The sequence below is a fragment of the Rhodococcus baikonurensis genome (assembly GCF_040489275.1).
Taxonomy (GTDB): domain Bacteria; phylum Actinomycetota; class Actinomycetes; order Mycobacteriales; family Mycobacteriaceae; genus Rhodococcus_F; species Rhodococcus_F baikonurensis.
Genome location: NZ_JBEUOQ010000028.1, coordinates 16100 through 41149, shown reverse-complemented (window position 1 = coordinate 41149; position 25050 = coordinate 16100). Strand labels below are relative to the sequence as shown.

The following is a 25050-nucleotide window of genomic DNA, read 5'->3' as shown; positions in this document are numbered from 1 at the left end:
CTCTCAATGCCTTCGCGATCACGTTCGCGGATCGTTGGCCCGGATCAGAAACCTACTGATGAAAACGGCCGAAACACCGTTAACGAGATAGTCCCCAGGATCGTGAAAAGTCCAGTCTTCGGCGTAGCACTCTCGCGCAGTGTGTTTGACAGAAACCACAGGGACACCCGAGTTCAGTCGGTGGCGTCGGCCTTGGCTATTGCGGCGGCGAACTCGCTGACGTCGATCTCCTCGGAGACCACGGTCTTCCTGCCGTTGTAGACATCGCGGTCGATCTCGTCGTCGGCGTTGGCCACCAGCATCGCGACGAAGGTGTCGCCGTTGACGTTGAGGAATGTCCGGAAGATACCGGCGAACCAGTCCACGGCGATCAGTATGCCCACGGCTTCGAGCGGAAGATCGAGGGAGGTCGCGAGAAATGTTGCGATGACGGGGAATCCGCCGGGGACGGTGATGGTGCCCATGTTGAGCAGGATCGCCAGTCCCATGCCGAGGGCGATATCACCGACGGTGAGGTCTACATTGCCGTGCTCGCTGATATCTTCGGCGTGTCTGTCGTGGCTACTTCTTCACCGCCCCTGCGCGAGTGGTGATGTTCAGGTCGAGGACGCAGGTATTGTCGCGCGGCTCGGCGACCCGGTGCGCAAGGCCCTGTTGCGGCGGGGAACGGTCTCTCCGCGCCGTCGCTGGAGTTGCTGGCGGGATCTGGCCGCCAAGCTTCGTATCTCCGATGGCCGCCGAGTGGTTTCTGCGGATTCGCCGTTCTGTGTGTGTCGCGTCGAAGCGGCACTCCGGGTCTCGTCGTTCTGCTTCGCGGGCGCAGTTCAGGAGCTTGTGGTCCTGTTTCGGGCGCTGGTTGCTGTTTGGTCGCTGTTTGGTCGCTGTTTGTTCGGGTTGTCACCGTTTCGTGATCTATCCAGGAAATGCTCGATGCGGACATCATTAAACAGATCTACCCACCACATACCCCGTGACCAGCGTCGCCGCTCAGCGGCGTGTCGGGAGCGGGCAGTACCGTCAGGCCACCCCACCCAGGAGCAGATTATGACCAGGAGCCCTCTTCGCGAGGCGGAAGAGAACAACTTCCTCGGAACCGGATCGCTGACCGATGACGAGGTCGCCGAGTTCACTGCGACCGTCGACTATCTGCGTGCTGTCATTCCTGCCGCGTTCGGGTTGGAATGGAATGACCCGGCATTTTCGGGTGAAGGATACGTTGTGACGGAACTTCCGCGTAGTAGCGGTGGGCGGTTCTTCGACGGGTATCGCGGTGTGAGAAAGACCGCGAACGGGTACGTCGCGATCTCGGCATCCGAGCGTAACAGTGAGAGTGGGGCGGTTACCTTCAGCCGGTTCGAGGACGCGGTGAAGGGTTATGCCGCGAATATCGTCAGTTCTTTTAGAGGTCGTGGTCCCGGTTCCTTGGGATCAGTGGCGTGGATGTGGAACGGGGCGACTGGCCCCGGTGTGGTCACCGAGTCTTTGAATCCTCCGTACGACACAGATTTCCGCTTCTACCTCGCAGATGATCCGAGCGCGTGGCTCGAAGGAGACAAGGTCGCGGCGACGCTCTCACACGGGTTGGGCATGTCGATCCCCAGTTTCATTGCCGTCATCATCGCGCACCCCGCTGTTACGGCAAAGGATGCGACGGCGTGGCCGAAGTCGATACGCCCCTGAGCTTCGCGGCACCGGATGCAGGGCATGTCCAGTTGAAATCTCGGCATTCTCGTGCGGGGTTGTTGCTTGTGTGTTCCTGCCGTAATCTTGATGCATAGTGAATCAAGGAGGTGGGGCCAGTGACTGTCGATGATCAGTTCACCGACTTGCTCGCTCGACGCGGGGCACGTGATCGTGTCGCGGACCGTGATCGACTTCGGCTTATTGTCGATGCGAGTAGGCGGGGCTATACCCATCGGGTGATCAGTGATCGTCTGGGGACCGTCTCGCAAGCGACGGTTACGCGGTTGCTTCAGCGTGCGGAGCATGATCCTGATTTGGTTCGTGAGACGCCGGCTGAGGTGATAGATCGGTGTGCGGCGGGCGAAATCGACCCGGCGGAAATGATGGAACGGTTGATGGGTTGGCGGTATACCTTCGGGTATCTCCCCACCGTCAACGGCAACGAGACCGACGCCTATATCACTGGTGACTGGAACGAGGTCGAGTTGGCGTACTACCGGGGTTTCCTCACTGACGATCAGTTTCAGGCGTTGGCTGACCGTCAGAACGAGATCCTCGATCGCCTCAGTTCGCCGTGAGTGGCGTCGACGAGTTGCGTACTGCTGTCGGCATGCAGTTAGCCGCGTTGTGTGCGGAAGGCGGTGTCCTGCGGACTGATTCGGCCGACAGCACGAAATCACGTTATCGGATCAACGATCCGGCCCGGTCGAAGTTTCATCGGCAATTGTTTTCCGACTATCTCGATAGACATGAGGGTCCGAAGGAGGAAGGTTCTGCGATCATTTCGGCGGGGGTGCCGGGGGCTGGCAAATCGACCATGCTCGGCAGATACGTCGACGGTTTGAGTGAGTACCGGCTGCTTGACGCCGACATCGTGAAAGTGCCATTGATCGAGCGGGCTTTGGCTGATGGAATCTACGACGATCTCTTGTCGCGACGTCTCGACGACGGTTATCCGATCGCACCGATGGAGTTGGCGGCGCTCGTGCATCGTGAGTCGGCGGATCTGATCGACATCATTCGCAGGGATTGTCTCGGGCGTCGCGAAAACGTGATCATCGAAGGTACGTTGTCGTGGCCAGGCCAGGTCGAGGTTATTTACGATGAACTCGCTGCCGCTGGGTACAGCGAGATCCGTGTGCTGGGTGTGGAAGTCGAGCGGGAGACTGCTCACCGTCAGGCCCTCTCGCGATGGTGGGAGGGACGTAGGGCCTGGTGTGCGGGGGAGGACGCTCTTGGCGGTCGTTTCACGCCCCCGTATGCAATCGACGACGGATACAGCTCGGGCGCCGTGTCGCTGTGCGCTCGACACGCTCTCGGGATCTTGGACAGAGCGAGGGGCGGGGACGTCGACGCGGTGGAGGTGAAGATTCTCTCGCCTGCCGGCCTTGGACGCTACGACGTTGTCCGCGCGGGTGTTTATCCGGAGTCGCTCGATTCGTAGGGGGATCGTGGGCGATCGGGTCGATTGCGACGCGTTTTAGTGATGTGAAAGGACCGACCCGACGGCCCTGAATGTGGGGTTGTCGGGTCGGTTTGTGTGGTTGGACTAATGTCCTTCGTGCACAAGGCATGTCGTGTTGTGTGACGAGTAGTGCGCGAGTGTTCTACTTCGTGGGAATATCTGTGACCGCGATTGCTGTGGGGAAGGTCCAGCTCGCGATTTCGGTGTTGTATCCGAAGCTTGTGTAGAGCGTGATCTTGGAGATGGCGACATCAGGGTTCGTCAAGAGATTTGAATCGGCGAAGGGGATGAGGCCTTCGATGTGGCCGTCGAGGTCGGCGTCGCCAATTGCGGTGGGAATGCCGGTTGAGTAGTTGCCTTTGATTGTCTGCCCACTTTGGGTGGTGACTTTCCAATAGCTTGGTTGGGCGTTCAGTTTGCCGGTTGTGACATCGATGACGACTGGAAACGTCAAGGCTTTGTTGCCGGACTTCGTTGTGGTGAACGAGGGTGTGAGGATCGCCAGGTCTGCGGTGAATCCTTGGCCTGTGGCGTGTTGTGTATCGCCGATTTGTGGGGGTTTGTTGTCTGTTGGTGAGTTTGCACGGTTGCCGGTGGTGAGTGCGGTGGTGGTGCTCGAAGATGTTGTGGTGCTGGTTGGTTGAGAGTTTGTTGTTGTGTTGGCTGTTGTTGTTGTGGTGGTGGGAGCGGATTGTTCGGTGTCGTCGCTGCTGCAGCCTGTGAGGGCGAGACTTGCTGCAGTGCAAGCAATGATGGAAATTTTGGTTACGGTGTTCATGTGTTGCTGCTTTCGGGTGGTTGGGTGAAGTGGGGGTGCGCGTGTATTCGTGTGTGCATCGGTGTCAGCTGACGGGCGTCCTCAGATCGATGTCGCCCTTTGAGCATCGTGATCCGTAGCCGAGTTCTCGGGACATTACGTAGGTGGGGCTTGCGCAGTTCCAGCCGTCGAATTCGCGGATGTTCGCATTGCCGTGGGCTGAGTCGAGGGGGAGGCCCCGGTAGGTGTCCATGACGGTGAGTGCGTCCGCGCAGGAAATGGTTCCGCTGACGACGGTGAGGACTCGTCGGCCGGTGGATGCTCCGCAGGTTGTTCCTGGGGCGGCTGGGGTGGTGCTGTCTGTGTAGACGTCCATGGGGGCCCCATATGCGGTTGGCGGGGTGGTTGTGGGGATCGTGGTCGGTACTGCTGTTGTCGTGGTTTGTGTGCCGGTCAATGTGAGGTTGCCGTCGACGTAGCGGACCTGGTTGGAGTCGGCGGAGCATTCGAAACCGCCGCTGATTGCGGTGCACGTCGTATCGTCGACTGTCAGTTGGGAATTGACGGGCAGGACGGCTGCGCCGGGTGGTCCGGATTCGGTGATTGTGGGGTAGTAGCCCTGCTTCGTGAGCGCCACGGCGTTGGGAGGGCCGCTACCAAACGGTGGCACGTCGACCTCGGGAGTACCCGCAGGGAATGACACTGAGCAGGTGACGGTCCGGCCGGAGTCCGCGATGCCCGGGAACAGTACGCATTCGCGTCGAGGGGTACCCTCGACGGCGAAACGGTACCTGTCCGGTGCGAATTGGTACTGCGCGGGATCGGCGGCTGTGACGGCGGGCGGTGTCGTAGTTGTTGCGGCGCTTGTGTTGTCCGGCGTCGTGGAGACGGTTTCGTCGGAGTTCGAAGCGGTGCCGCACGCAACCACAATGGTTGCGCAGGCTACTGCGAGTCCCCCCCGAGTGACCGTTGTCAGCGATCGTTTCATTTGCTGATGAAACCATATCGGTGCCGGTCGCGTCTGGTGGCGATGTGCGATTACCTGCTCTCTTCCGCGAGTCGGGGTGCGGGTCGGGCGTTGTCGATCCCGGCCTGTCCAGGTTCAGTCGTATGGTTCCCGCGACACGGGCGTTGGGTCCGTGTCGTCATGGTCAGGAGGGTTCGAATGATTGCTGTGAGGTTGGCTGCTGTGGCGGTCGCGGTGTGGGTGGTGGTTCAGATGCAGATAGCGCCCGCGTATGTCGGATGGGTGATTGTTGTTTTTGGAGCCTATTTTTCAATTCTGTTTTGGTTGCTGCTCTTCATTGCCGTTGCGGAGTGGCGCAAACCAAGTGCAGAGCGAGTATCGGAGATTGCGACATGGCTCGGTCTCGGATTCGCGGGTTCTGGGATCGGATGGGGGGCTATCAACGGAAATTCGGTCATGCAGCTAGTTTCCGCGGTCATTGTTGTCGGCTTGTGCGTTGTGGTTGTGGTGCCCTGGGCGAGGATCGAAGCTGCACTGGTGCATGCGCGAGCACGATTTCGGTACCGCCGTTGCGGCGGTGATCCTGTGGTGTTCGGCGGTCTGCGGCGGCTGGGTGATGCGGCGCGGGGAGTGCAGCCGCGGCGGCCGCGGTGGGGCGAGCTCCGCCGGTTGAGGTTGGCGTACGAGGATGTTTCGTCTTCGATGGTCCCGGATTTTCCGTCTGAGCGTGATGTGCAGGACATCGTTGACGAACTCAATGCGCTGGACGAGGGCGCGCGGTGGGATGCTGTCGTGGCAGTTCTCGATCGGGAGTTGGTGAACCGAGTTGCCACCCTGAACTGGGATCTGGTGGAGGAGCCGTGCCAGATCGATGATGACACGCTCTTTTGGGGAGAGGTGATCCAGCTTCCTCACGAGCATCGAGTTCATATCGAGGGCCCCTGGTATTCGAGGAATGCTCCGCGATACGCGATTGTCTACAGCGAACGCCGGGCGCGTTGGGAACTTCCGTACGAGTGGAACAGCGGGTTGGATTCTGATGAGATGCTGCCATCGGATTCGAGGAAGCCTTTGGGGGAGGGATGGCAGATGTCTGTTGACAGTCGCGGCGAAGAGGTGTGGACGCTGACGATCGGATCAGACCGCACATCGTAGAGCGAGAGCTTGAAGTTCGTGCTCAGTGCAAGCTTTTGTACTGCGCGAAACGTGCGCCGGCAGAACGAGAAGGGAATCACCGGTGGGCACCTATCATCACGTGGTCTTACGCTCGGCAGCTGGCGAATACGTCGCCAGGGTAAGGCCGAGCGCATTCGGATGCGACATCAAGGTCGGTAGGGGAGGTTCGTTTGATCAGAACAGACTCCCGGCCATCATGGCGTTCGCGGAGAAGTATTTCGATAGTCCCCTGACGGCGATCTGGGTAGACGACCTGTCCTGTGACGGTTGGGAATACGACTCGTCACTGGTAGCTCCGTGGGACGGCCCGGTGTCCCTTGATGACGAACCTGAACTTCCTCACCTGGTACCGGCCAGCTCGCCAGGCCAAGCAGTCGCCGCTTGTCCGAACATCATTGTCGAGGGGATGTAACTACACGTGCTGACCGGGGATCCGAGCGAGGAAACATCGTTGTCATTGAATGAAATCCGAAGGGCCATAACGCAATCGTCAGTTCTGACGGCGAGACAAAAGCTCTCGTACCTGGGTGCGTGGTCGGTTCATGCTCGTGAGGCATCCCGTAATGCAGCCAGAGTCGAGGACTACTGGCACGCGACTGATGTTGCTGTCCGCGTCTCGGCGTTGCGCGCTTGCGTGAATTCCGTCGATCCGGAGTTGATTTCGGACTTGTTGGCGACGTTGACCCCATGCGCAGAATCTCCCGACCCCACCCCCTTCGAGGAGGCACTCAGATTCGAATTCGGGGATCCGGTTGGTACTGCGATCAACCAACTGGCTCGGGAATGGGATGCGTGGCCCAACCGTCCGTGGCCGATGTTGATGCACCACGCCGTTGACAGCACAAGCAGGTATCTGGCCTTGGATAGCCTGTCGAGGGTCGATCGTGGGAAGGCGCGGTTGGCCGCAGCTTTGGCAGTTGCGATCCCGATGGTGGTACGCAGCGAATTCGCCGAGATCGGTGTTCGGGGTCGCTATATCTTGTTGTGGCGGGGACTGGGGAAGTTCGGGGTAAGCCCTCGACGCGACGTTTGGCCTGAACTGGCGGCTCGCCGGGCACCTCACGATTACAGCGCGCAGCCTCTGTCGTCGTTTACGGCCAACTTTGAGGTTGCCTTGGATTTCGCGAGGGACGGTGAGGGCATTTTGTTGGCTGAGTTGGTTCCGCTGTCGGCCGTATTCTCCACCTCGCTGGTGTTGGGGTTCATGGGATCTGAGGTGGTCGTGCGAGATCATCGCCACCGCTGGCTGGTGCCTCTCCGCAGGGTCGAGGGCGCTTGGGTAGTTGACTACAGCCCGCCCTGATTGATTCATCTCCCGAGCGGCCGTCCAGTCTCGACGTTGCTTGCAGTTGCGTACATCTATCAGGGGTGGGGGTTCGCAGTCGGGGCGATGTTGTGGGGAGGGTTTGCTGTTTTCGCGTACTACCGTTATCGGTCGCTCTTGGGATTAGTTGTGCCTCACAGTATTTTCAATCTTGGCGTGGCGGCGGGTTGGATGGGACGGCGATGGTTGGTCGTGGTCGTGGTCGTGGTCGTGGCCGTCGCGGTCGTAGTGGTCGGCTTTGCTGTTGTCTACATCGCAGAGATCGAGAGGTCGCGTGGTTCTCGTTTGGGCACTGAGGTCGGGGTAGACGTGGGCGATCGGCAATCGCGGTCAGTTGTGTTGACCGGTGAGCCTTAAGGCCAGAAGCATCAAAGAAGGCCCTGTTCGAGTGCGTGAACAGGGCCTTTGGCAACTAGATGCATCAGAGGATTCGTCCGGGTGGGGCGCGGGACCGTGCTCAATGTCTGTGTCTGCCCATATCGTTGGGGATATGACGGAGAATCGACGCTTTCTTGATCGCCCGAAACCGTGGTTGGATGCTCCGCGCCCGGGGCCGACTGTCGTTGTCGACATCGATGGCGTCGTTGCGGATATGCACAATTTCGAGGGGTTGATCGCCGCGCCGTCATACGCCGATCGAGATTGGAAGCGGTTTCATACCCATTTCGGTGAAGCTTCCCTGAACCGCGCGGGTGGAAAGTTGGTTCGGGCGCTCGACAGTGCAGGCTTCACCATTGCTTACAGCACAACCCGCTTGGACCAATTCAATCGGACATCTGATCGGTGGATCCGGGCGAAGTCGTTGCCGCCCGGTCATATCGAATCACGGAGCTTGTGGGTGGACGGAACTGTGCGTCGGGCGTTTGATGTCAAACGTCGGCATTGGTGGCGGTGGGAAAACCACTACGCAGAGACGAGCCCGATAGTGGCCTGGATCGACGACGAACCAGACGCAGTCGACGCGCTTCGGGGGGAGGGCTGCCCGGCGTGGTTGTTCTCGGAGCTCTTCGATCGCCTCAAAGTCGGCGATGTGGTTCCTGCGCTTGCATCCGGACCGGAACCCGTTGATGTTCTCTCTGCGAGGAAGGTGGAGGCTTCGCCGCGGTGGGAGGAATTCGACGAGCGCTTCAAGGTCAAACACGCGCGGTGGCAGAAACGGCACGCGGAACGAATGCGGAGTCGCCAACAGGATCAACGAGTGGATGGCGATGGAGCTGTTCGCGTCTGAGCCATTCTGTGAAGGTGGCTCACCGCATCGACGATGACATCGATGCGGTGAGCCGGAGCACACTACGCCAGCAATGCGCCGCTGACGATGCTACTGCACTCCTGCTCGGAGGTGCGGAGATTAGGCTCAGCCGCATGACCCTCTGGTTCTTGCGCTCTCGATCCAACAAGTACGCGGTGAGAGTCGACATCGCCGCTGCTGCTGCGGATCTTCGTGGTCGAATGCGCGCTGTACGTGAGATCAGCTCTCCTACAGGCAGTGTGGACTGGGAGTCGGCGCGTGAGATCGCTGGAAAGTGTGATTCTCAATTCGTGGCGGCCGCCCGAACGCTTCCTTTTCTCGAGAGGCGCTTGGCGTTGGCTTGGGAGCGGTCACTAGTCATGAGTTGTTGGTATGCCCGAGGTAATCGACACGGCTTCGAGCTCCTTGAGGAACGAGGCTTTGCGCTTATGTCGATGCTCCCGGAAGGGGTTCAAGCGTCGGTCTGTCGCGAGTTCGTCGATGCCGTCGACCACCGCCACGAGATGGGCTCCCGCGTCGACGGGGTAGGCGAGTCGGTGTCTGCGGCGGAACCTGCGCTGGTCGAAGTGACTCAGAAAGCGTTGCGCCGACGAATGAAGGACGAGCGACAACTGATCGTGCTCGAGAGCGTGATCGGTGGCCAGTCCGGACGGATCGGTCAAAGCCTGCGGCATTATGTGCCGTGGCTCGACTTCGCGTGTGAGTATCTCGAGGACCCACGGGAGGTTCAGGAGCTGGAGATGCTTGTCGCTCGTTGGCGCATCGAGCGTTCGAAATACGTTGTGGAGAACCCGGATTATGCACACGTGCGGATTGTCGACGTGAAGACGGCGCAGGGCGGACCGCACCACAGAGAGGGCATGTAGATGAGTACCGAACCATTTCGAATCAGCGAAGGCAGCGCTCTGCACGCCGATGACCCGGATCCGTTGCGGCAGTACTGGTACACCGCTGATGACCTGGTGGATACCTTCGGTTACCGGCGGGACGCCTTGGAAGGTTTGTTCGGTGAAGAGACGCCCGGGCCTGGCGGGTTGGTGGGGTGGACGACGTCGGTGGTGTGGAAGATCGAGAGTGAAGTGATTGTGCCGGCGGTGGAATTGTTGGAGTCGAGTTTCCGCGATCAGGAGTCGATTGATCTCACGGTGTATCGGTCGTCGGCTGGCTGAGGCTCTGCGATTAACTGCCGCTTGCGGGGCCTTACATGTTGAGCTGGTTGGCCAGTCGACTGATCGGGCGCGACTCGATGCTCAGGTTCCTCGGCTGAGGAACTCCGATGATGTGCACTCCGGCGCTGGCGCGGACGTGTGCGTCGCCGTTCACGGAGACAGAGGAAGTGTCTGTCGCTGCGACGAGAGTATGGCCGGCCGCTTGGACGTGGCACTGGGAGTGGGCGAAAACGACAGCCTGATCTTCGGCGCGAATCTTGGCGTGATCGGTACCGACAATGTGGCTTTTCCCGCGCGCTTCGATGGTGACGCCATCGAATGCTTCGACGTGCGCGAATTCGTAGGCGGTGACACGGGCGCGGTGGCAGGCCTGTAGGAAGCATCGACCGGCGGCAGCGATGGATCCTCCGCTGATTCCGGCACACGATTGACCGATGATCTTCACGTCGACTCCGTGCGGGACATGCCCGAGGTCGAACCACAGGTCAGGGTCGGCGTCGATGATCAGTCGTTTGGCGCCGCCGCGGATGTGGTGGGTGTATTCGCTGAAGGTGTGAACGATCAATGCTGGACGGGAGGAACGTGCCGGGTGGAGTCGTGCGCGGCGGCGGTCAGCTTTTCCGATTGGGGCGTTCATAGGGTGATGTTGCCTCTACTGGTGAGTTTTCGAGTGGTTTTGGTGGCGGCGAGTCCGGTCACGATGCGGGAACATCGTCGTTCGAGAGCAGCACGAGCGGATTTTCAGGCATCTGAGATGTGCGGTCAGTGATAGTCCATGGCATGGACAGCGCACGCCCCAGCGGCCAAACGATGAGTTCGGAAGCCCGCGCTGTCCGGTAGAGCGGTTAGGGTCGGGTTCTGCCTGTGACCACGGGTGATGGACGCGCTGAAGGAGCTTTCCGAGATGGCCGAATCGAATGTGGAGTCGGGAAATACTGCCGACGGTGCTTCGACTTCTCTCTCCGCTGAGGAAGTCGAGTCCACAACGCCTGGCCGTGGTCAACGACCGGGGCTTGTCACCGCCGCCGACGCAGGAAGGCGGAAACCCCCTCTCTCGACGTATCTGCCGATCCTGGGTGTCATTGCTGTGAGTGTGGCGGTGTGGATCGCTGCTCGCTGGGCGTTCGGTCGTCACGAGCAGGCTGGCCTGTGGTCGGTCGCGTCGTTCGCTGCTCTGGCTGGGGCGGCGGTGAGCGTGGCGGTGCGTCCGATGATGGCAAGTTTGTGTGCACTCGTGCAGATTCCCGTGACGCCGACCAGTCGCTCGATCGGCCCGGCAGTAGCAACAGCAGGATTGTGGTTCGGGGCCGTGATGATCGCCGGCGGCGACGCGATCTTGCCGGCATGGCTCACGGTGGCGGCTTTGTCTGTCTGGGCCGCGTGGATTGACCACTTCACCTTGCGGTTCCCCTTGCCGCTGATTCGTGCAGTCACCGCGGCGGGTCTGTTGCTCGGCGCGATGGCAGTGGTGGTCGATCAGGACCCTGCCGCGGGTCTTCGTGCTGTGGTGGCCGGGGCCGCGATATTCGCCAGTTACCTGGTGTTCGCGATCATTACTCGCGGTCACCCCGGTTTGGCGGATGTGAGGTTGAGCTTCATTCTCACTGCAGCTGTCGGATGGGTCGGTTGGATGAACGTGGCTTCGGCAGTGCTGCTGCCGAATATTCTGGCGGTAGTAGGGGTGGCGGTCACCAAGGTGTTCGGAGGCAGAAAGGTCCGGGGTGTGGAGTTCGGGTTCGCTCCGTACCTCGTTGTCGGCACAGCACTCGCTATTGCCTTGCCCGCGGGCTGGTGGATGTTGTGAATCTGAGCAAGTGCGGCCGTGTAGACGAGAGGAACTGGACATGAGGTGGCGCCGGCGGAATCGTTTTCATTCACCGAATCGGGTGGAACGGGTGAATGAGTTCCTTGATCATGTCCAGGAGGTCGCAGACCGCGCTCTGCCGGCATCGGATGCTCCGGGATCGGCCGGTGTGCGACGTCTGCACGTGGTCGTCTCGATGATTCGTGAGCTGGAGGAGGACTTGCGCACTCACAACGCCATCGCAGGCACGACAGTCGAGTCGGTCAGTCTGGGACAGTTCTACGTGATGACCGCGCACGGATGCGCAGCACGGCTCGCGGCGGATCTCGATGCGGAAGACACTCCGGAGCGCGATGACGAAAGACTTGCCGCACTGGATGAATTTCATGCTCTTCAAGCAGCCACCGGAATCACCGTCAATGTTCACCGGATGCCTACTTCTCCGGAAGGGATCAAGGTTCTGACGGAGTTGGTACGACGAGCTCACAGCGGCGACATGACGCCGGCGCATGTCGAGAATGTGAGTGAGGTCGGTAGATTCGGTGCACTTCTCGACTGCCCTGTCCCTGATCGCGAGCTTCGCGGGCTGGTCGAACACTTCGAACGTTTGGCGAACGAGGCGTCCGGTCCTATCGGTTCTCGGATGCCGGTGGTGCGTGCTCGAACATTGGTGACATTCTTCGATCAGTATGCGGCCAGACTGATCGGCACAGGTTCGAATACGTTGGCAGCGCCGCATGTCCTCGAACACGCAACGGTGTGTGAGTTGTCCGAGCGCGCACGCTGGCATCTCGATCGAGTAAGAAGCATCCGACGCTAGGGGTTGAACACTTCAGGATTGTTTCGGAACACGAATGCTTCTCGGACGGGGAAGTGGAGGAGAGGATTGCAGCATGGACGAGCGAGCGAGGGACGCGAAGTCAGATGTCGTGCAGACTGAACTTCCGTGCGAGTTCTGCGCCGAGCACCCGCAGTACTTTGCCGGTGACCCTGTCGGTTTCGTGCGCGCAGCGAGGTGGGCAGCGGTGGTCAAAGACTGTTGTCATGGCAACGCCCCCGTGGACTATCTACTGTGCGACGAACATTGGGCCATGATCCGTTTTCAGCAGTTGCCCGGCCAGTGCCGACGATGTGGGCGTATCGCCTACTCGGTAGCCGATATTGTCAGCACCGAGATTCCACTCGGCCGGACTGCTGAAGGCGCATGGCCGTTGGTGGGGCGTGACATCCCTGTTCCTCGATTCGCTGAATAGGTCCCGCGACAGACTTTGTGAAGGGTGAACAGCAGCGTGTTGATCATGGCGCTCGGAGAAGGTTTGACGCAGGGGCAGGCAACGATCATCGCGGCGGGGATCGCAGTGGGGGCGGCGAGCATCGCGTTCTTGGGAATCCTTGTGAAGGCCCGATCCGACAGAGCGTTGCATGAGGCCACCCTCGGTGAGGATCGTGCAGTCCAGCATCGACAGCAGGTGACCGACGCTCTCTTGTCCGCACTGGAGGCGATGAACCGGGCTGATGAGTTGGTGTCGAGTAATAACCCGACCATGGAGCGGAACTCTGATGCCTACCGTGACCGCGACAGCCGATACTACGCATGCGTTTCTGCGACGTTGAAACTGCAGATATTGGGGCTGGAGGATGCGCACTTAGCGATGTCCGAGTTTACGGGTTCGCTTGGTCTCCACTGGATTATCGCTGACAACGATGTAATTGCGCGACCGCACTGGGACACGTTCGGAAAGATCAGCGAAGCAAAGGCGTCGTTGCCGTATACGTTCAGCAGCACGCTGGCGCAGTTGGATCACCGGGCGTTGCACCCCTGAACGGGAGACCGTTTGAGGGCCGTCGAGGATCACGAAAACTGAAGCGGCTCTTGGTTTGATCAGGTTGTGAGTGCAGACTTCGTCCGTGAGGATTGGTGTGCGATCTGCACCGCCTGAACGCAGGCCGTGTCCCCTAGCTGGGTGCCGTGGCACCTAGTCAATCGGTCAGGCCGGCGGCGAAGTGATCACCACTAGACAACGAGGGCGTTGTAGGCGGCGTGGCTGGCGATCGAGGGGATCAGTGACCTTGTCCAGATGGCAAGACCGCCCCAGAGAAGTCCGGAGATCACCATGTGTGTTGCATTGGCGGCGGAGAAAGTGTCGTGCCCTATGCCGAAGTTGAAGCCGAGAAGGATCCACAGTCCGGTGACCATCATGAGTGCTGCCCATTTCGGCCAGCCGTTGCGAAAGTATCGGCGTACGAGAACGACTGCGGCGATCAGCGGTCCACGCCACCGGAATTTCTTCTGTGACGACTCCGGAGATCAGTGTGAGACCAGGGATGTGAGATGCCCAGCCCGCGGTCCACCAGGTGGATCGTTCGGCGTCCGCGGCAAGTTGTTCAGGGGATTGGTGTGTTCCTACCGTCTCGACTACGAGGTCGAGAATCGGTCCTTGCAGCAGTGCGGTGATCGCCAGGGTGGCGATGGTGACGGCGACAAGGTTCGCGACGGTTGGGGGTTGTGGGAGTACGCAGCCGATGCTGCGTGCAGCGCACCGGGCTCGGGCAAGGACGATACGAGTGTTCTTGGTAGCGACACCGAAGATCGGCCGCATGAGGGACAGGAGCAGCACAGCCCCGAATACGAATGCGACAAACAGTACGACAAAAGATGCGATGTTGCCCTCTTGAGCGGACACGACGGGTACGCCTGTCATGTAAATGAGAAATGCGCCAAGGCAGAACCCCGAGAGCGCCCGTTGAAGACCGATCGTGAAGACGGCGAACCGGTGTGGCGTTGCATACGTGTGTACGAGCTCACCGAAGGTTGTTCGGGACTTTGCGGGCACAGCGGCGGCCCTTTCCGGTTCGAGTGCATGAGTGAGCGAGTTCGGGCCCGAGTTCCCTATCTCGTGCCGCCCCCGTTTCGTCGTCCGCCGCAAGGAAACGTCACGTGTCCGCCCTGTGCAACTCGGACTCGCTGACCAGGTCATGGATCGGCGGGACGGTGGTTGGCGCTGAGTTGTCCAGGTCCGAACCTATGGTCCTCCCACATGCCGTTTGTGACGACGAGGAGTGAGCCTGATGACTGTGGAGATTGTTCGTATTCATCCGACCGAGGCGAAGAAGATGCGCAGGCTGCACCGGCACTGGTCGCCGGGTACCGACGTTCCGGCGGGGCTTGGGGGCGCAGGAACGGTGGGCATCGTCGCATCGTCGGAGTACCGGCAGCTCGGGTATGCACTGGCTTCGGCGCCTCATGGGCTGATTCGGACTGCGCGCCAGGCAGGTTGGTCTACGGAGGGTTGTGAGCAGCTTGCTGCACACGTCCGCATCGTCGACGCTCTCGTCGTCAACCCGGAGGTTCCCGACGCGGCCGTGGTCCGGGCCGCGCTGATCGAGCGGTTGATCGCCGAGCTCACCGACGATATGGCAGGCAACGGTCGCTTGTACGGATCGACGGAGGATCTTCCGGAACGGGTGCAGTTCTGGCGCGAGTTGGGGTTCGAGGTGAGAGAGCCGAATACTCCGACGACGTGGGAACATCCGGGATGCCGCACATTGCGAGACAGCGGCGAGAGCCCCGGCTTCAGGCCGTTCACCAGGACTCTGGGCGGGCCGCTGTGAACGGCGAAGGGGGCCGTTCGCACACGCTGGTTGTCGCGGACGGAACCAGACTCGCGGTCCGCGAGGTCGGATCCCGAACGGCGCCGCTGACGGTGATCTTCGTCCACGGCTTCTGCCTACACGCCGGTGCCTGGGAGCCTCAGCAACGCTATGTGAGTAGGAAGTGGAGTGGCCGGGCGAGGTTGGTGTTCTTCGATCACCGAGGTCACGGTGGCTCCGGGGGTGCGGACGCCGGCACCTACACGATCAGCCAGCTCGGACGCGACGTCGAGGAAATCATTCGGGTGGTAGCGCCCACCGGACCCGTTGTCCTCGTAGGTCATTCGATGGGCGGTATGGCGGTGTTGTCGTACCTCGCACAACACGCCGATTCGACATCTCGTGTGGTCGGCGTGGGGTTGATCTCGACCGCCTTGAGTAACGTCGCGGGCGCCGGCATCGGGCGCGCGTTGAATACCCCGGCAGTCTCACTGCTCGGCGGTGCGTGCGCGCATGCACCGAGATTGGTCGGGCGCAGCTGGAGTCTCTCGCGGCGGCTGCTGACGCCCGTCATCGGCGCGACCTGTCCCATGGCTCCGAGCTCGGGCCTGCGGGCGGCAGCGACGTCGTACGAGATGGTCCACGCGACACCGATTGCGACGGTTGCGGCATTCTTGCGGGACCTGCGTCTCTACGACGCGTCTGCCGCGGTGGGAGCGCTGGGGCGCATCCCGGTATCGATCATGTGCGGAACCAGAGATCGGGTCACTCCGATCCTGCATTCACAGCAGCTGGCTGCGCTTCTGCCCAACGCCGAACTCGTTGCCGTCGCCGGTGGCCGGCACATGGTGGGTCTGGAGCAACCGCAGGTCGTCGGAGAAGCGCTCGATCGGTTACTTGTCCGTGCGCAGACCTATCACCGGGAGCATTCACCTACAACGGATCTGGTCGGAGCGTGACGTGAGCGTAGACAGTGCAGCAACCGCAGTGCGGTCCATGATCGCCGACATCGACGTGGACCCGGAGAGCGAAGAATTCTTGTGCGCGCTCGACCGGTTGTGGGAGCAGATGCTCAGCGAGCGCGCGGCGGAGATCGTCGGGCTCAGGCGTGAGCAGACGTGGAGTGCCGACGAGCCTGGATGGGAAGGCAATTCGTCGCTCGACTACTACCCTCGGCGCGATGTGTGGCGCACGACGGTACATACCGGTCGCACCGCCGGCGGTGAGGAGGTGAAGATTCCGCTCGCTCTTCTCGCGCCAGTTCTGATCGGACTCGTCCCGGTTCTTGCCGGCGTGACTGCGCAGGCTAACCCATTCGTCGCACTACTGGTCTGCATTGGTCTCGCCGCAGGGATAGAGGCGGTGGGGTTGTGGTGGTGGACCCGCCGCGATCCACTCCGCCTGAGTGAGGAGGACAAAACCGAGATCGGCGTCGCTGTGACAGCTCTGCAGACGTTGATCTCAGCGGGCGGAGCGCATGTCGAGCTGCGGTTGGCGTTGGCGGCATCGGCACTCGTCGACGAGATCCGCACCGTTCCTGTCTGGGAAAGCGAGGATCTCGACATAGGTCGCATACGCCTGAATCTCGACGAGCAACTCGCCGAAATTCTTGCGCATGCCGGTGAACTCGCCACAGTGCGAGCAACTTTGGGAACCCCGGCGGCGGGTAGCAGCCCGCAAGCCCTCGCAGCGAGGGAAGCTCACCTGGTGAGCAGCCGGTGGCTGGGGCGCGTCGAGCGTTCGCTGCTCACACGTGTAGCTGCGCTGTGGAGCTATCGTCGCCATCTGCTCGAGCTGCAGGAATCGATCACTGCCGGCGAATCTCTCGACAGGATTCACGACGGGGACCGGACCATCGAGGGCCTTCTGGTCAACTCGGCCGGCGATGATGTGGCGGCTTCGGCGATAGGTCAGTTGGCGACCGACCTCACAGACCTTCGGCGCGCCCGAGAGTCCGCGTTGGCGGAGCTACGCGGAGAGCTCTACGAATTCGAGGAGCGGGACTGATGGGGAGAAGTCACGACAGGATCAGCCCGGACCGCGGTAACGGCGTCTTCGACCCAGATCGGGGAGAGAGCGACATCGCCACCCGCAAAGAAGGTGCCTTGATTTCGGAACACGCGTACAGCACTCGCGGCGACATTCGCAGCGGAGCACGCGAACTCGACCATGCGACAGAGAACTTGCCCGGCCTCACCCGCGCAAGTCGAGACCTCAACCGGGCCTATCCACGCCCGACGCCGGCACCGATCGAGAACCAAAGGTTGCGCCGAGAGCTGCCGGCGGCGATCGAACTACGTCGCTCGCTGTCCGCGCGGCAGAAAAACGCACGCTCTGCCACCAAACGGGAGGTGCTCGATTCGATGCCGCAGGCGCAGTACAACGCACTGTCGGCGTTGACGTCGGATCCGAACGTCTGGAAGGAAACGAACAACGCGCTGTCTGCGGTTGCCGGCGATGCCGTTGAACTCGACGACGGCAGGCGTAAGCAGGTGCAGCGTGTCGACCGCGCTATTCAACGGTACGAACGTGAATCCGGCCGCGGACATCTCGTCTACACCTCTGTCAGCGTTCCCCATGCTGTGGTCAACCCGGCGGACTTGCCTGCCACGCTTCAACCCGGCACGGTGCTTTCCTTCGACCGGTTCACTGCAGCGACGCACTCGCTGCACGAGCTCGATTCCACCACTCGCCCGACAGATGTCGTCTTCGAGATCTCGACAGAGCGGGGGATGTACTACGGGCAGTCTTCACGGATGAACAACTCACATCATTTGCTTCCGAGAGGAATCCAATTGGACGTGGTGGGTGCACATTTCGCGCCGTACGAGCGACCTGGACAACAACCTGGCGAGCGCCTGATCGTGCAACTGACCGATCACAGACCCGAAGGAGAACAACGATGAGCAAAGACCAGACGGCGCGCCGTCGCCGGCCGGACCTGACATTTCATCCTGACATTCTCGGGATCCCGGCACAGTTCCGAGTCGTCGACACCCGCCGAGCGGAAGAAGCTGGCCCCGACAAAGCCGGTGACGCAGTCCGCGATATCGGCGCGCAAGAGAACTGAAGGACGCACACAAAAGAAAAGTCGGAGGCCACCACATGGTGTGCCCCCGACTCACCCGGTGCATTCTCAGTGCCGCCGACACTACCTCACGCGATCGACCAACTCGGCCAGTCCTGTCATTCGCCGGTGCCGAATCGGGGCAGCCTCTTGAAACTTGTGCACCCGAGCGCCGGCTGAATTTCCCGGGCTGACGGCGAAATGAAAGGAGCCTGAGCTGCAGGTTCTGTACGGAGGTGCGTGCACGGCGTCATCCAGTCCAGGTCCGGAGTTAGCGTGCGGCGATGCCGGACGCACCGCATCGGCTCGCCAGGAAAGGGAGACCATGACCACGCCGATCGAACCCCCCGATACAACTGTCGTCACGCTCGCCGCACGAGCCAGGGAAGCTGCCGCCGCAGCACGAAACGCGGCCGAAAAGGAAAAGCAGGACAGCTCCGAAACTCAAGGTGACGAAGACAGCGGTCGACTGATCGTGATGCTCGACGAATACCCCGCGTTTGTTCCTTCTGCGGATCCGAGCGAGGTGGCCGTGAATTTCGCCCGCAGAGTCAGTCTTTCATCCGTCGCACCTAACGCCGCCGAATTGATGTGGCCATCAGCAGAGACGAAAGAATGATGATGAGGCGCAAGGTCGCCACGTGTGTTGCCGCTGCGGGGCTTCTTATGACCGTGGTCTCGGGGTGCGCAGCGGTTGCTCAGGGAGGCCCCTGGACGGGAATGGAGACGAGTGCACCTGCTGCACCTCTCGTGGTCGCAGAAGTGGCCGGCGAGTCGACACCTCGCCTCGACGAATTGCTCGGATCGGTGACTGTCGTCGACAAGTTGCCGAATATCCCTGGTTACGAAAGGGGTTGCGGCACAGGCGAAAGGTGCGTTTTCGGAACCGCATGGACCGACAAGTACGACGGTCCTCTGGCCAGAAATGGTTGTGACACACGCAATGACGTCCTGAAACTTCAACTTGTAGATGTCGCATTCAAACCCGGAACGCGCGACTGCAAAGTCATCGCCGGCACGCTTCACGACCCGTACACCGGAACCGATATCGCGTTCTCCACGTCCAATCCTTCGGCTATTCAGATCGACCATGTCGTGGCACTTTCGAGAGCCTGGGATGCGGGGGCAGCGAATTGGACTCCGCAGCAAAGGGTGAACTTCGCCAACGACACGGACGTCAACTTGCTTGCCTCCCAAGGCAAAGCAAACCAATCGAAGTCAGATCAAGGCCTCGACACCTGGCTTCCCCCCAACGCTGCATTCCACTGTGACTACGCCATCAAATATCTCACCGTGGCCGCGAAATATCACCTGATGATCACTTCCGCCGATGCCGGCGCGGCGCGCACCGCCTGCGCACAGAAATGAGGAGAAGTAGATGAGTTCTACCGATGGTGATGATCACATCCGCTTGTCGAACGAAATCCTTGAAAGCAGACGACGAACCCGCCTCAGTCGGGCAATCGCGACGATAGGTTTCGCCGCAGGCGCCGCACTCACGGGAGGCGTGGTGACCGGCGCCTGGCTCTACTTTCTCGGCTTCTTCGCGTTGATCACAGTCGGCGTGGCCGTCGGCAACGGCATCAGTGGAGCCGTCGACCGGGGAGATCCGACTCGGCTCCTTCATCCCGGTTCTGGTCAGTGCGGTAGCACTGGGAATCATCATCTACCTCGTGTTCTCCGGCCGTTTGTCCGAGATCCTGACCTTCACCACCGGTCCTATCGCCTGAACCCAAGGCGCAACGGGTGTCCTGCATTCGACTTTTACGGACTCTCGATGTTGTTCGGCTTCAATCTCGAAATCTCCGTCACGAAACGATCCCAACCTCTCGGAAAAAAGGAATTCAGCCATGACGAGCATCGACAGCACAGACACACAGGGCGCCGCGGATTCGAACCAAGAAACCTGGCTGCACCTCGAATCCGCCCTGCGGGATATTCCGGCGCCGGGCCGCTTCAAATCCCTTACCTGCAGTGAGCACGCCGCGCTCGCCGAGCGCGTGTCCATCCTTGCGTTGCAACCCGACCCGTTTGACGCCCGTGGATTTGCGTACCCCGAAGGCATCCGCGGCACCCTCCAACGCGCCGCACAGATCCACGCCGCACTCGCCGCCCTTCCACCTGATGTCCTACCCACTACGTCCTCTGAGGCGCAGTCGTGAGCAATGAATCGAGTGTTGGCGACCGAATCGCACCCTGCTCATCACTCTCGGTCGCTGCAACCGCGCTCGAAATGGGGCACCGCGTGCAATTCGCGGAGTCCCGGCGATGGTGGAGGGTGCGAGCAACATCCGGCGATGGCAGGTTCGCGATCCTTACCAGCCCCTTCAACCTCCGCAGGGTCCCGTACTACACGATCCTCGACACCGAGCGCGGCGTACGCGGCCCGGACGACAGAATCTTCTGCAGCGGTTACGAAGACGACAGCGACATCGCAGATCGGATGCGCGAGCTGATCGCCGGAGACATCCAAGTGAGCCGCCGGCGGTCGGTAGAGAGCCACATCGTCGCGGTCCTCCCGCCCACCGATCGGCATACCCCCCGGGACCGATTCCGCCCCCTGACACGTACGAACGGTCCTCGAAACGCGACATGACACGACAGGAGAATCCCGCTCATGACTCAGACATACCGCGCCGCACAAGTTTTCCCCGACCCGGCCGAACGGCGACTCCGAGCAATGCTCGCGGCCCTCGACGATGCCCTCGCCGGGATAGCTGATGCACGCGAAGAACTCCGAGGGCTCTACACCGGCCCGAGAACGTACCCAGAAGCGCTGGAACTGTTCCTCGCCGCCGAAGCCGACAATCAGGACATCACCACCCACCTCGCCGCCGCAGCCCGCGATATCCGTGCCACGCTCGCGATCCTTCACAGCACCACAACCACGGCCGTGTCGAACTCCTCGACGTCGCTGCATCCACACACCCACAAGGTGACAGCTGCCGCTGACGTGAGGCGAACGAACAAGGCCCACATCGAAAGGGGACACCACAGATGACTGCCACCCCATCCGACGCCACCGCGCACCAGCACGGCAACGGATCCCTCACCCCCGCAGCGGAACCGGCAACAGGTTTCGACGCCGATAACCTCACAGCCGCAGACGAACTCGCGATCGACATCGGAAGAGTCGCGATCGAAGCCAGTGAAGGTGTCCCCTACGGCTCAGAGCCCGACGAGTTCTTCCTGGCAGCAGGGAAAGCTGTCTTCTACTGGCTACAGCTCAACGGTCACCGGCGCATCACCACTGAAGAGGCGGAAGAGATACGACAGGTGTCGAATTGCGCGCTTCAGTACGGCAACATCGCCAGCCGAGAAGCCGCCCACAGTCTGCTCGCCCGGTTCCTGGCAACCGAACCCGCCAAGGCGCGTCCCGATATCGGTACGGCAACCGCCGACAATGTCGGCGGTTCAGATGGTTCCGCCCCTGCCGAACCTGCGGAAGAGGAGACGAATGCGAAGGCGGTAACACGGTGCCCGATCTGCTTCGGACTGAATGGGTCTCACAACACGATTCACGAGCGCTACCCGGCCGGCGGCGGCGGAACCAACAAACCCTGCCCGAACTCCCTGCCAGCCGTTACAGAAGAAGTGAAGACGCACTGCCGGTGCGTCACGCCGGACTGGTACCACGATGGGCTGGACTCGGATATCGCCGGACGCCTGTGCCGCCGGTGCCGTCTGCGACAGAACATCCCGTACAGGGATCTCGTCAACTCGCCGGTTGCCCGTACCGCAGTGTCAGCGTTCAGTGTCGCTGCACTAGCCCTACGAAACGCCGTGGAAGTACTGGACCCTCACGAAGGTGGGGATTGGGAGCACGCGTGGCAGACGATTGCAGACCTCGAAGACTGCGCCGGCCGCTTCGAGGCAAGTGAGAGAACGGAAGTGAGGGAAAGTGGTCGAGAAAATCGCTAAGCATGGAAGACACGCTACGAGTCAGGCGAAACTGGGCACGCATGTCCTCAGTCCAGTCGGCCCCGAGAATTTCAGTGAGCACTACTACGGAGTGCGAATCACCATTACCCCACTGGGCAGGCTGCGCGGGCTTTTCAGAGAGTGGTTCCTCGTTCCACCCGACTTTCATCCAGCGATACCGGTGTGCATCTACGGACATGGCGTCGAACCTAAACGTATTGCCGCGGCGATCAACCGGTACGCCCGCGAAGCAGAATGGGAACGTCGGCCGACGTTGAGACAGATCATCGACGGGATCGACGAACGGTGGATCAGTGGCACTATGACGAACTCGGAAACAGGGTTGGTGGTGTACGCGCGGCTCTGCCTGAGATTTGAGGAGCGGATCCGCGGCGCAGTTCCTGTCACCATCATTGCTCCGGAGCCAGAGACCATGACAGTGGGGGCAACTGGCGGAGATCTGGTGAATCCGGGAGTTGACAATTGACGATGTCGATCACCGTGAACTGTGATGCGTGTGGAACTACTCGAGAAGTTCCGGCGAACTACTTGTCATCGTGCAGTGTCGTGAGATCCGCGATCGAGCCAGGGTGGACACATTCCGTCGACGAGAACTACTGCTCGAATTGCGCTGCAGTGAGGGCGCAGACGTGGCCTCGAGAATCCGAGGGAGGGACTCCATGAGCATCACTGAAATTCGGCCACTAGGTGCCGTTGATGGGGTGAAGGCTCCTGTGTCTCACTCGATTCATGCGATTCCCGGTAACACCACGCTCGACGAACTCACGGAATTCGCGTGGAAGGATCTCTCGACTCCCGACAAGGCGATTGGTGCATACCGGTTGGTGTCTCTCGCCGATGACCCTGATGTGTGGGAGCAACTCGGCTCTCTCACTTACGCGCGATTCGTCGACGTCGGTGCATTCGCTGCCGTCTATTCCGAGGGGCACTGGATACCGCTCTCGTGTGGGCAATGGCTGGTGCGCACACACGACGATGACCTCATCGTTGTCTCCGACGAGGACCTCCGGCTCGGGTACGAGTTACTCGGGTGAAAGAAAAAGAGCCGTCGGAGCGCTCGCCAGGGAAGGTCGTTGACCTTGGTCTTATGTTCGTCGATTGCTTGCAGGCACCTGAGCTGTCCAGGTCCGTCTCTACTGTCCGGATCGCACTGAAAGTCCCCGCGGTCATCGAGACAGTTGTTCCCCTCGGCCGCACCAACATCCGGCAAAGGAAGACATCATGGACATCGCATCACTCATCGTCGGCGTCGCAGTAGCCGGCGCATCGGCAGCGCAGGGAGCTGGCGTAGAGCCAGTCATCACCGACACCATCACCTCGGTAGTCGAGGAACAGGCACCGGCTGCCTCCCAGTTCATTCCAGATCCGCAGCCGTACCTGGACCAGGCAACAACTGCCCTGACGCAGCTGCAGGAGCAGATTCCTCCTGCGTGGCAGTCCGAGGCGGAAAGTGCGCTACCCCCGGAACTGAAAGACGCTGCGGCGCAGATACAAGAGATCCTCCCGCCGCAGGCACAGGCTCTGATCCCCGACGTCGCCCTTCCTGCTCCCGGACCGGACTCGGTTCCGCCGGCCGGCTCGGCGCCGAACGGATCCGCTGTCGAAGACGCATCGGCAAATGACACGACACCTGCCGGAGGGCCTGCGCTTCTGCCCTCCGTGTTCAGCGCACAACCATCTAACGCTGCCGGGATACCCTCGCTCACAGGCCTGTTCGCACCGTCGGCGGTGCCGGATCTGAAGTTCGATCCCAACCTTCCTCGCAATGTTGAGTTCGCTCGCGCTGTCATCGAAGCTGCGATGCGGGCACTCGGGCTTCCCTACCAGTGGGGCGGCGGTTTGTTGACCGGTCCGTCGATGGGTGATGGAACGGGCGGCCCGATCGCCGGTTACGACTGCTCCGGACTGAGCCGCTTCGCGTACTTCATCGGAAGCGGCGGAACCAAGGTGCTGCCTCGGACGTCGCAGGAGCAGTTCCGCGCCGGACACCAGATTCCGATGAGCCAGGCACAGCCGGGTGACCTGCTGTTCGGGAATTGGCAGGCTGACGGCGCCAATCATGTCGCGATCTATCTCGGCGAGGGCAAGATGATCGAGGCACCTCAGACCGGTCAATTGGTGCAGATCAGCGCAGTCCGTTCGGACATGATCCCGGCCAGGTTCCTCTGATGACGGACCTATCTTCCACTGTGAGTAACTGCCGGGCCGAGCGGCCAGGTCGCAGTGTTTCGACGCTCAGTGGTGTCGGGGCCGCCGCCCTGATCCCGGCGGCGCTGACGACGCTATTGATTCAGTGGGGGCCTGCAGCGGCGTCTGCGCTCACTCACAGTGGGAGGGGATGACAGTGACGGACGGCGCACCCGACAGCACAGCCGCAGGCCACTACGATTTGCGTAACGACAGCGGAGAACCTCAACAGAGCACCGCTGAGATTGATGCGAGCACAACCTCGAGTGAAGGAGATACCACTGCCATGACCGCGACAACGCCGTCAAGCCACAAGAAGGCGCTGGAGACAGCACGCAAGGCCGCAGAATCGTTGGCGCAGGAGGCGATTGCAACGAGAGTCGCTCTCGTCGGTGCCATCGGCGAGGCGGAAGCTGAGCTTGCTGCCATCGACGCGGCACGGGTTGAGGCAGAGGACACGATCCGCCTCGCCCATGAACGCGCGCTCGCGGGCGGGTGGACCGTCAAGGAACTCGCCGCTATGGGATACAGCGCACCGAAAAAGAAGAAGGCCGCAGCGTCGAGTAAGCGATCCTCGTCGGCGCCGGCAGAAAACACGGCCGCCGCGAATGCACCCCAAACGTCCGAACAGAATCCCGCGCACGACAGCTCGGCCTAAAAAACGCACAC

At 61.1% G+C, this 25050-nt stretch carries 33 protein-coding genes and 1 pseudogene; 29 read left to right on the top strand and 5 right to left on the bottom strand.

Features of this window, described 5'->3' with window-relative positions; all coding sequences use genetic code 11:
* Positions 1–173 precede the first annotated feature (173 nt).
* A pseudogene (locus ABWI03_RS32135) lies at positions 174–527 on the bottom strand (cation:dicarboxylate symporter family transporter); the annotation flags it as partial.
* Between the two features lie 517 nt (positions 528–1044).
* On the opposite strand from ABWI03_RS32135, the gene ABWI03_RS32130 reads away from it, so the two are divergent.
* The 3 genes from ABWI03_RS32130 (at position 1045) to ABWI03_RS32120 (ending at position 3127) form a co-directional block, all read left to right on the top strand.
* On the top strand, positions 1045–1680 hold the full coding sequence (locus tag ABWI03_RS32130; RefSeq protein WP_003944227.1) for a hypothetical protein: 636 nt from the start codon (positions 1045–1047) through the stop codon (positions 1678–1680).
* A 119-nt stretch (positions 1681–1799) separates the two neighbouring features.
* The gene (locus tag ABWI03_RS32125; protein WP_003944279.1) at positions 1800–2261 is read left to right on the top strand and encodes a helix-turn-helix domain-containing protein; all 462 of its coding nucleotides are present in this window, start codon (positions 1800–1802) and stop codon (positions 2259–2261) included.
* A 239-nt stretch (positions 2262–2500) separates the two neighbouring features.
* Positions 2501–3127 carry a zeta toxin family protein gene (locus tag ABWI03_RS32120; RefSeq protein WP_157770424.1) on the top strand — a complete coding sequence of 209 codons (627 nt, stop codon included), beginning with the start codon at positions 2501–2503 and terminating at the stop codon, positions 3125–3127.
* 163 nt (positions 3128–3290) lie between these two features.
* Here the strand turns inward: ABWI03_RS32120 and ABWI03_RS32115 are convergent, their stop codons facing one another.
* Both ABWI03_RS32115 and ABWI03_RS32110 read right to left on the bottom strand, forming a co-directional pair.
* Positions 3291–3926, bottom strand: coding sequence for a hypothetical protein (locus ABWI03_RS32115; protein ID WP_003944246.1), 636 nt, complete (start codon positions 3924–3926; stop codon positions 3291–3293).
* 64 nt (positions 3927–3990) lie between these two features.
* Entirely contained in the window at positions 3991–4893 is a 903-nt protein-coding gene (locus ABWI03_RS32110; protein WP_037131378.1) for a hypothetical protein, read from the bottom strand.
* 435 nt (positions 4894–5328) lie between these two features.
* On the opposite strand from ABWI03_RS32110, the gene ABWI03_RS32105 reads away from it, so the two are divergent.
* The 6 genes from ABWI03_RS32105 (at position 5329) to ABWI03_RS32080 (ending at position 9790) form a co-directional block, all read left to right on the top strand.
* Positions 5329–6027: a hypothetical protein gene (locus ABWI03_RS32105; RefSeq protein WP_157770423.1), complete on the top strand. Its 699-nt coding sequence runs from the start codon at positions 5329–5331 to the stop codon at positions 6025–6027.
* 472 nt (positions 6028–6499) lie between these two features.
* Positions 6500–7351, top strand: a complete 852-nt coding sequence (locus ABWI03_RS32100) for a hypothetical protein (RefSeq protein ID WP_232509004.1) — start codon at positions 6500–6502, stop codon at positions 7349–7351.
* Positions 7352–7501: 150 nt separating this feature from the next.
* The gene (locus ABWI03_RS32095) at positions 7502–7729 is read left to right on the top strand and encodes a hypothetical protein (RefSeq protein WP_218747483.1); all 228 of its coding nucleotides are present in this window, start codon (positions 7502–7504) and stop codon (positions 7727–7729) included.
* A gap of 133 nt (positions 7730–7862) precedes the next feature.
* On the top strand, positions 7863–8600 hold the full coding sequence (locus ABWI03_RS32090; protein ID WP_245220017.1) for an HAD family hydrolase: 738 nt from the start codon (positions 7863–7865) through the stop codon (positions 8598–8600).
* A gap of 134 nt (positions 8601–8734) precedes the next feature.
* Complete coding sequence (locus ABWI03_RS32085) at positions 8735–9487, top strand: hypothetical protein (RefSeq protein WP_232508934.1); 753 nt, start codon at positions 8735–8737, stop codon at positions 9485–9487.
* Positions 9488–9790, top strand: a complete 303-nt coding sequence (locus ABWI03_RS32080) for a hypothetical protein (RefSeq protein WP_003941817.1) — start codon at positions 9488–9490, stop codon at positions 9788–9790.
* Positions 9791–9821: 31 nt separating this feature from the next.
* On the opposite strand, the gene ABWI03_RS32075 is transcribed toward ABWI03_RS32080, so the two are convergent.
* The gene (locus tag ABWI03_RS32075; protein ID WP_037129826.1) at positions 9822–10427 is read right to left on the bottom strand and encodes a hypothetical protein; all 606 of its coding nucleotides are present in this window, start codon (positions 10425–10427) and stop codon (positions 9822–9824) included.
* 267 nt (positions 10428–10694) lie between these two features.
* On the opposite strand from ABWI03_RS32075, the gene ABWI03_RS32070 reads away from it, so the two are divergent.
* The 4 genes from ABWI03_RS32070 to ABWI03_RS32055 all read left to right on the top strand — a co-directional run bounded on the left by ABWI03_RS32070 (position 10695) and on the right by ABWI03_RS32055 (position 13417).
* Positions 10695–11594, top strand: coding sequence for an A24 family peptidase (locus ABWI03_RS32070; protein ID WP_245220018.1), 900 nt, complete (start codon positions 10695–10697; stop codon positions 11592–11594).
* Positions 11595–11685: 91 nt separating this feature from the next.
* On the top strand, positions 11686–12414 hold the full coding sequence (locus tag ABWI03_RS32065) for a hypothetical protein (RefSeq protein WP_298783396.1): 729 nt from the start codon (positions 11686–11688) through the stop codon (positions 12412–12414).
* Between the two features lie 73 nt (positions 12415–12487).
* Positions 12488–12847 (top strand): hypothetical protein, encoded by a 360-nt coding sequence (locus ABWI03_RS32060; protein WP_209923480.1) that lies wholly within the window; start codon positions 12488–12490, stop codon positions 12845–12847.
* Positions 12848–12892: 45 nt separating this feature from the next.
* Positions 12893–13417, top strand: coding sequence for a hypothetical protein (locus ABWI03_RS32055; protein WP_245220019.1), 525 nt, complete (start codon positions 12893–12895; stop codon positions 13415–13417).
* A gap of 191 nt (positions 13418–13608) precedes the next feature.
* Here ABWI03_RS32055 and ABWI03_RS32050 read toward each other — a convergent pair whose 3' ends face one another.
* Positions 13609–13857 (bottom strand): CPBP family glutamic-type intramembrane protease, encoded by a 249-nt coding sequence (locus ABWI03_RS32050; protein ID WP_351644517.1) that lies wholly within the window; start codon positions 13855–13857, stop codon positions 13609–13611.
* 806 nt (positions 13858–14663) lie between these two features.
* Here ABWI03_RS32050 and ABWI03_RS32045 point away from each other — a divergent pair.
* The 16 genes from ABWI03_RS32045 (at position 14664) to ABWI03_RS31970 (ending at position 25039) form a co-directional block, all read left to right on the top strand.
* Complete coding sequence (locus tag ABWI03_RS32045; RefSeq protein ID WP_209923487.1) at positions 14664–15206, top strand: hypothetical protein; 543 nt, start codon at positions 14664–14666, stop codon at positions 15204–15206.
* Positions 15203–16144 (top strand): alpha/beta fold hydrolase, encoded by a 942-nt coding sequence (locus tag ABWI03_RS32040; protein ID WP_209923489.1) that lies wholly within the window; start codon positions 15203–15205, stop codon positions 16142–16144. The genes ABWI03_RS32045 and ABWI03_RS32040 overlap by 4 nt, the downstream gene beginning before the upstream one ends.
* A gap of 1 nt (position 16145) precedes the next feature.
* The gene (locus ABWI03_RS32035) at positions 16146–17192 is read left to right on the top strand and encodes a hypothetical protein (RefSeq protein WP_209923491.1); all 1047 of its coding nucleotides are present in this window, start codon (positions 16146–16148) and stop codon (positions 17190–17192) included.
* Complete coding sequence (locus ABWI03_RS32030; RefSeq protein ID WP_209923493.1) at positions 17192–18091, top strand: hypothetical protein; 900 nt, start codon at positions 17192–17194, stop codon at positions 18089–18091. Before ABWI03_RS32035 ends, ABWI03_RS32030 begins: the two co-directional genes overlap by 1 nt.
* Positions 18088–18255, top strand: coding sequence for a hypothetical protein (locus tag ABWI03_RS32025; RefSeq protein WP_157770399.1), 168 nt, complete (start codon positions 18088–18090; stop codon positions 18253–18255). The genes ABWI03_RS32030 and ABWI03_RS32025 overlap by 4 nt, the downstream gene beginning before the upstream one ends.
* 322 nt (positions 18256–18577) lie before the next feature.
* On the top strand, positions 18578–18871 hold the full coding sequence (locus ABWI03_RS32020; protein ID WP_003941812.1) for a hypothetical protein: 294 nt from the start codon (positions 18578–18580) through the stop codon (positions 18869–18871).
* Positions 18868–19620 (top strand): HNH endonuclease family protein, encoded by a 753-nt coding sequence (locus ABWI03_RS32015; RefSeq protein ID WP_011331669.1) that lies wholly within the window; start codon positions 18868–18870, stop codon positions 19618–19620. Before ABWI03_RS32020 ends, ABWI03_RS32015 begins: the two co-directional genes overlap by 4 nt.
* A 218-nt stretch (positions 19621–19838) precedes the next feature.
* Positions 19839–19982, top strand: coding sequence for a hypothetical protein (locus ABWI03_RS32010; protein WP_003941815.1), 144 nt, complete (start codon positions 19839–19841; stop codon positions 19980–19982).
* A gap of 120 nt (positions 19983–20102) precedes the next feature.
* Positions 20103–20414: a hypothetical protein gene (locus ABWI03_RS32005; protein WP_003941809.1), complete on the top strand. Its 312-nt coding sequence runs from the start codon at positions 20103–20105 to the stop codon at positions 20412–20414.
* Between the two features lie 116 nt (positions 20415–20530).
* On the top strand, positions 20531–20848 hold the full coding sequence (locus ABWI03_RS32000; protein WP_148209137.1) for a hypothetical protein: 318 nt from the start codon (positions 20531–20533) through the stop codon (positions 20846–20848).
* 21 nt (positions 20849–20869) lie between these two features.
* Positions 20870–21253, top strand: a complete 384-nt coding sequence (locus ABWI03_RS31995; RefSeq protein ID WP_003941821.1) for a hypothetical protein — start codon at positions 20870–20872, stop codon at positions 21251–21253.
* On the top strand, positions 21250–22173 hold the full coding sequence (locus ABWI03_RS31990; protein ID WP_003941825.1) for a hypothetical protein: 924 nt from the start codon (positions 21250–21252) through the stop codon (positions 22171–22173). The genes ABWI03_RS31995 and ABWI03_RS31990 overlap by 4 nt, the downstream gene beginning before the upstream one ends.
* Positions 22174–22264: 91 nt before the next feature.
* Positions 22265–22660: a hypothetical protein gene (locus ABWI03_RS31985; protein WP_011331667.1), complete on the top strand. Its 396-nt coding sequence runs from the start codon at positions 22265–22267 to the stop codon at positions 22658–22660.
* Between the two features lie 193 nt (positions 22661–22853).
* Positions 22854–23228, top strand: a complete 375-nt coding sequence (locus ABWI03_RS31980) for a hypothetical protein (protein WP_011331666.1) — start codon at positions 22854–22856, stop codon at positions 23226–23228.
* A 187-nt stretch (positions 23229–23415) separates the two neighbouring features.
* Positions 23416–24363 carry a C40 family peptidase gene (locus ABWI03_RS31975; RefSeq protein ID WP_011331664.1) on the top strand — a complete coding sequence of 316 codons (948 nt, stop codon included), beginning with the start codon at positions 23416–23418 and terminating at the stop codon, positions 24361–24363.
* A gap of 304 nt (positions 24364–24667) precedes the next feature.
* Positions 24668–25039 carry a hypothetical protein gene (locus ABWI03_RS31970; RefSeq protein WP_229757323.1) on the top strand — a complete coding sequence of 124 codons (372 nt, stop codon included), beginning with the start codon at positions 24668–24670 and terminating at the stop codon, positions 25037–25039.
* The last annotated feature ends 11 nt before the right edge of the window (positions 25040–25050 follow it).

Bases quoted from the DNA above. Each gene is read 5' to 3' on its own strand.
- ABWI03_RS32130 (WP_003944227.1), top strand. From the start codon at position 1,045: ATGACCAGGAGCCCTCTTCGCGAGGCGGAAGAGAACAACTTCCTCGGA.
- ABWI03_RS32120 (WP_157770424.1), top strand. From the start codon at position 2,501: ATGCTCGGCAGATACGTCGACGGTTTGAGTGAGTACCGGCTGCTTGAC.
- ABWI03_RS32115 (WP_003944246.1), bottom strand. From the start codon at position 3,926: ATGAACACCGTAACCAAAATTTCCATCATTGCTTGCACTGCAGCAAGT.
- ABWI03_RS32110 (WP_037131378.1), bottom strand. From the start codon at position 4,893: ATGAAACGATCGCTGACAACGGTCACTCGGGGGGGACTCGCAGTAGCC.
- ABWI03_RS32105 (WP_157770423.1), top strand. From the start codon at position 5,329: ATGCAGCTAGTTTCCGCGGTCATTGTTGTCGGCTTGTGCGTTGTGGTT.
- ABWI03_RS32090 (WP_245220017.1), top strand. From the start codon at position 7,863: ATGACGGAGAATCGACGCTTTCTTGATCGCCCGAAACCGTGGTTGGAT.
- ABWI03_RS32085 (WP_232508934.1), top strand. From the start codon at position 8,735: ATGACCCTCTGGTTCTTGCGCTCTCGATCCAACAAGTACGCGGTGAGA.
- ABWI03_RS32080 (WP_003941817.1), top strand. From the start codon at position 9,488: ATGAGTACCGAACCATTTCGAATCAGCGAAGGCAGCGCTCTGCACGCC.
- ABWI03_RS32075 (WP_037129826.1), bottom strand. From the start codon at position 10,427: ATGAACGCCCCAATCGGAAAAGCTGACCGCCGCCGCGCACGACTCCAC.
- ABWI03_RS32070 (WP_245220018.1), top strand. From the start codon at position 10,695: ATGGCCGAATCGAATGTGGAGTCGGGAAATACTGCCGACGGTGCTTCG.
- ABWI03_RS32060 (WP_209923480.1), top strand. From the start codon at position 12,488: ATGGACGAGCGAGCGAGGGACGCGAAGTCAGATGTCGTGCAGACTGAA.
- ABWI03_RS32055 (WP_245220019.1), top strand. From the start codon at position 12,893: ATGGCGCTCGGAGAAGGTTTGACGCAGGGGCAGGCAACGATCATCGCG.
- ABWI03_RS32045 (WP_209923487.1), top strand. From the start codon at position 14,664: ATGACTGTGGAGATTGTTCGTATTCATCCGACCGAGGCGAAGAAGATG.
- ABWI03_RS32030 (WP_209923493.1), top strand. From the start codon at position 17,192: ATGGGGAGAAGTCACGACAGGATCAGCCCGGACCGCGGTAACGGCGTC.
- ABWI03_RS32025 (WP_157770399.1), top strand. From the start codon at position 18,088: ATGAGCAAAGACCAGACGGCGCGCCGTCGCCGGCCGGACCTGACATTT.
- ABWI03_RS32020 (WP_003941812.1), top strand. From the start codon at position 18,578: ATGACCACGCCGATCGAACCCCCCGATACAACTGTCGTCACGCTCGCC.
- ABWI03_RS32015 (WP_011331669.1), top strand. From the start codon at position 18,868: ATGATGATGAGGCGCAAGGTCGCCACGTGTGTTGCCGCTGCGGGGCTT.
- ABWI03_RS32005 (WP_003941809.1), top strand. From the start codon at position 20,103: ATGACGAGCATCGACAGCACAGACACACAGGGCGCCGCGGATTCGAAC.
- ABWI03_RS31995 (WP_003941821.1), top strand. From the start codon at position 20,870: ATGACTCAGACATACCGCGCCGCACAAGTTTTCCCCGACCCGGCCGAA.
- ABWI03_RS31990 (WP_003941825.1), top strand. From the start codon at position 21,250: ATGACTGCCACCCCATCCGACGCCACCGCGCACCAGCACGGCAACGGA.
- ABWI03_RS31980 (WP_011331666.1), top strand. From the start codon at position 22,854: ATGAGCATCACTGAAATTCGGCCACTAGGTGCCGTTGATGGGGTGAAG.
- ABWI03_RS31975 (WP_011331664.1), top strand. From the start codon at position 23,416: ATGGACATCGCATCACTCATCGTCGGCGTCGCAGTAGCCGGCGCATCG.
- ABWI03_RS31970 (WP_229757323.1), top strand. From the start codon at position 24,668: ATGACCGCGACAACGCCGTCAAGCCACAAGAAGGCGCTGGAGACAGCA.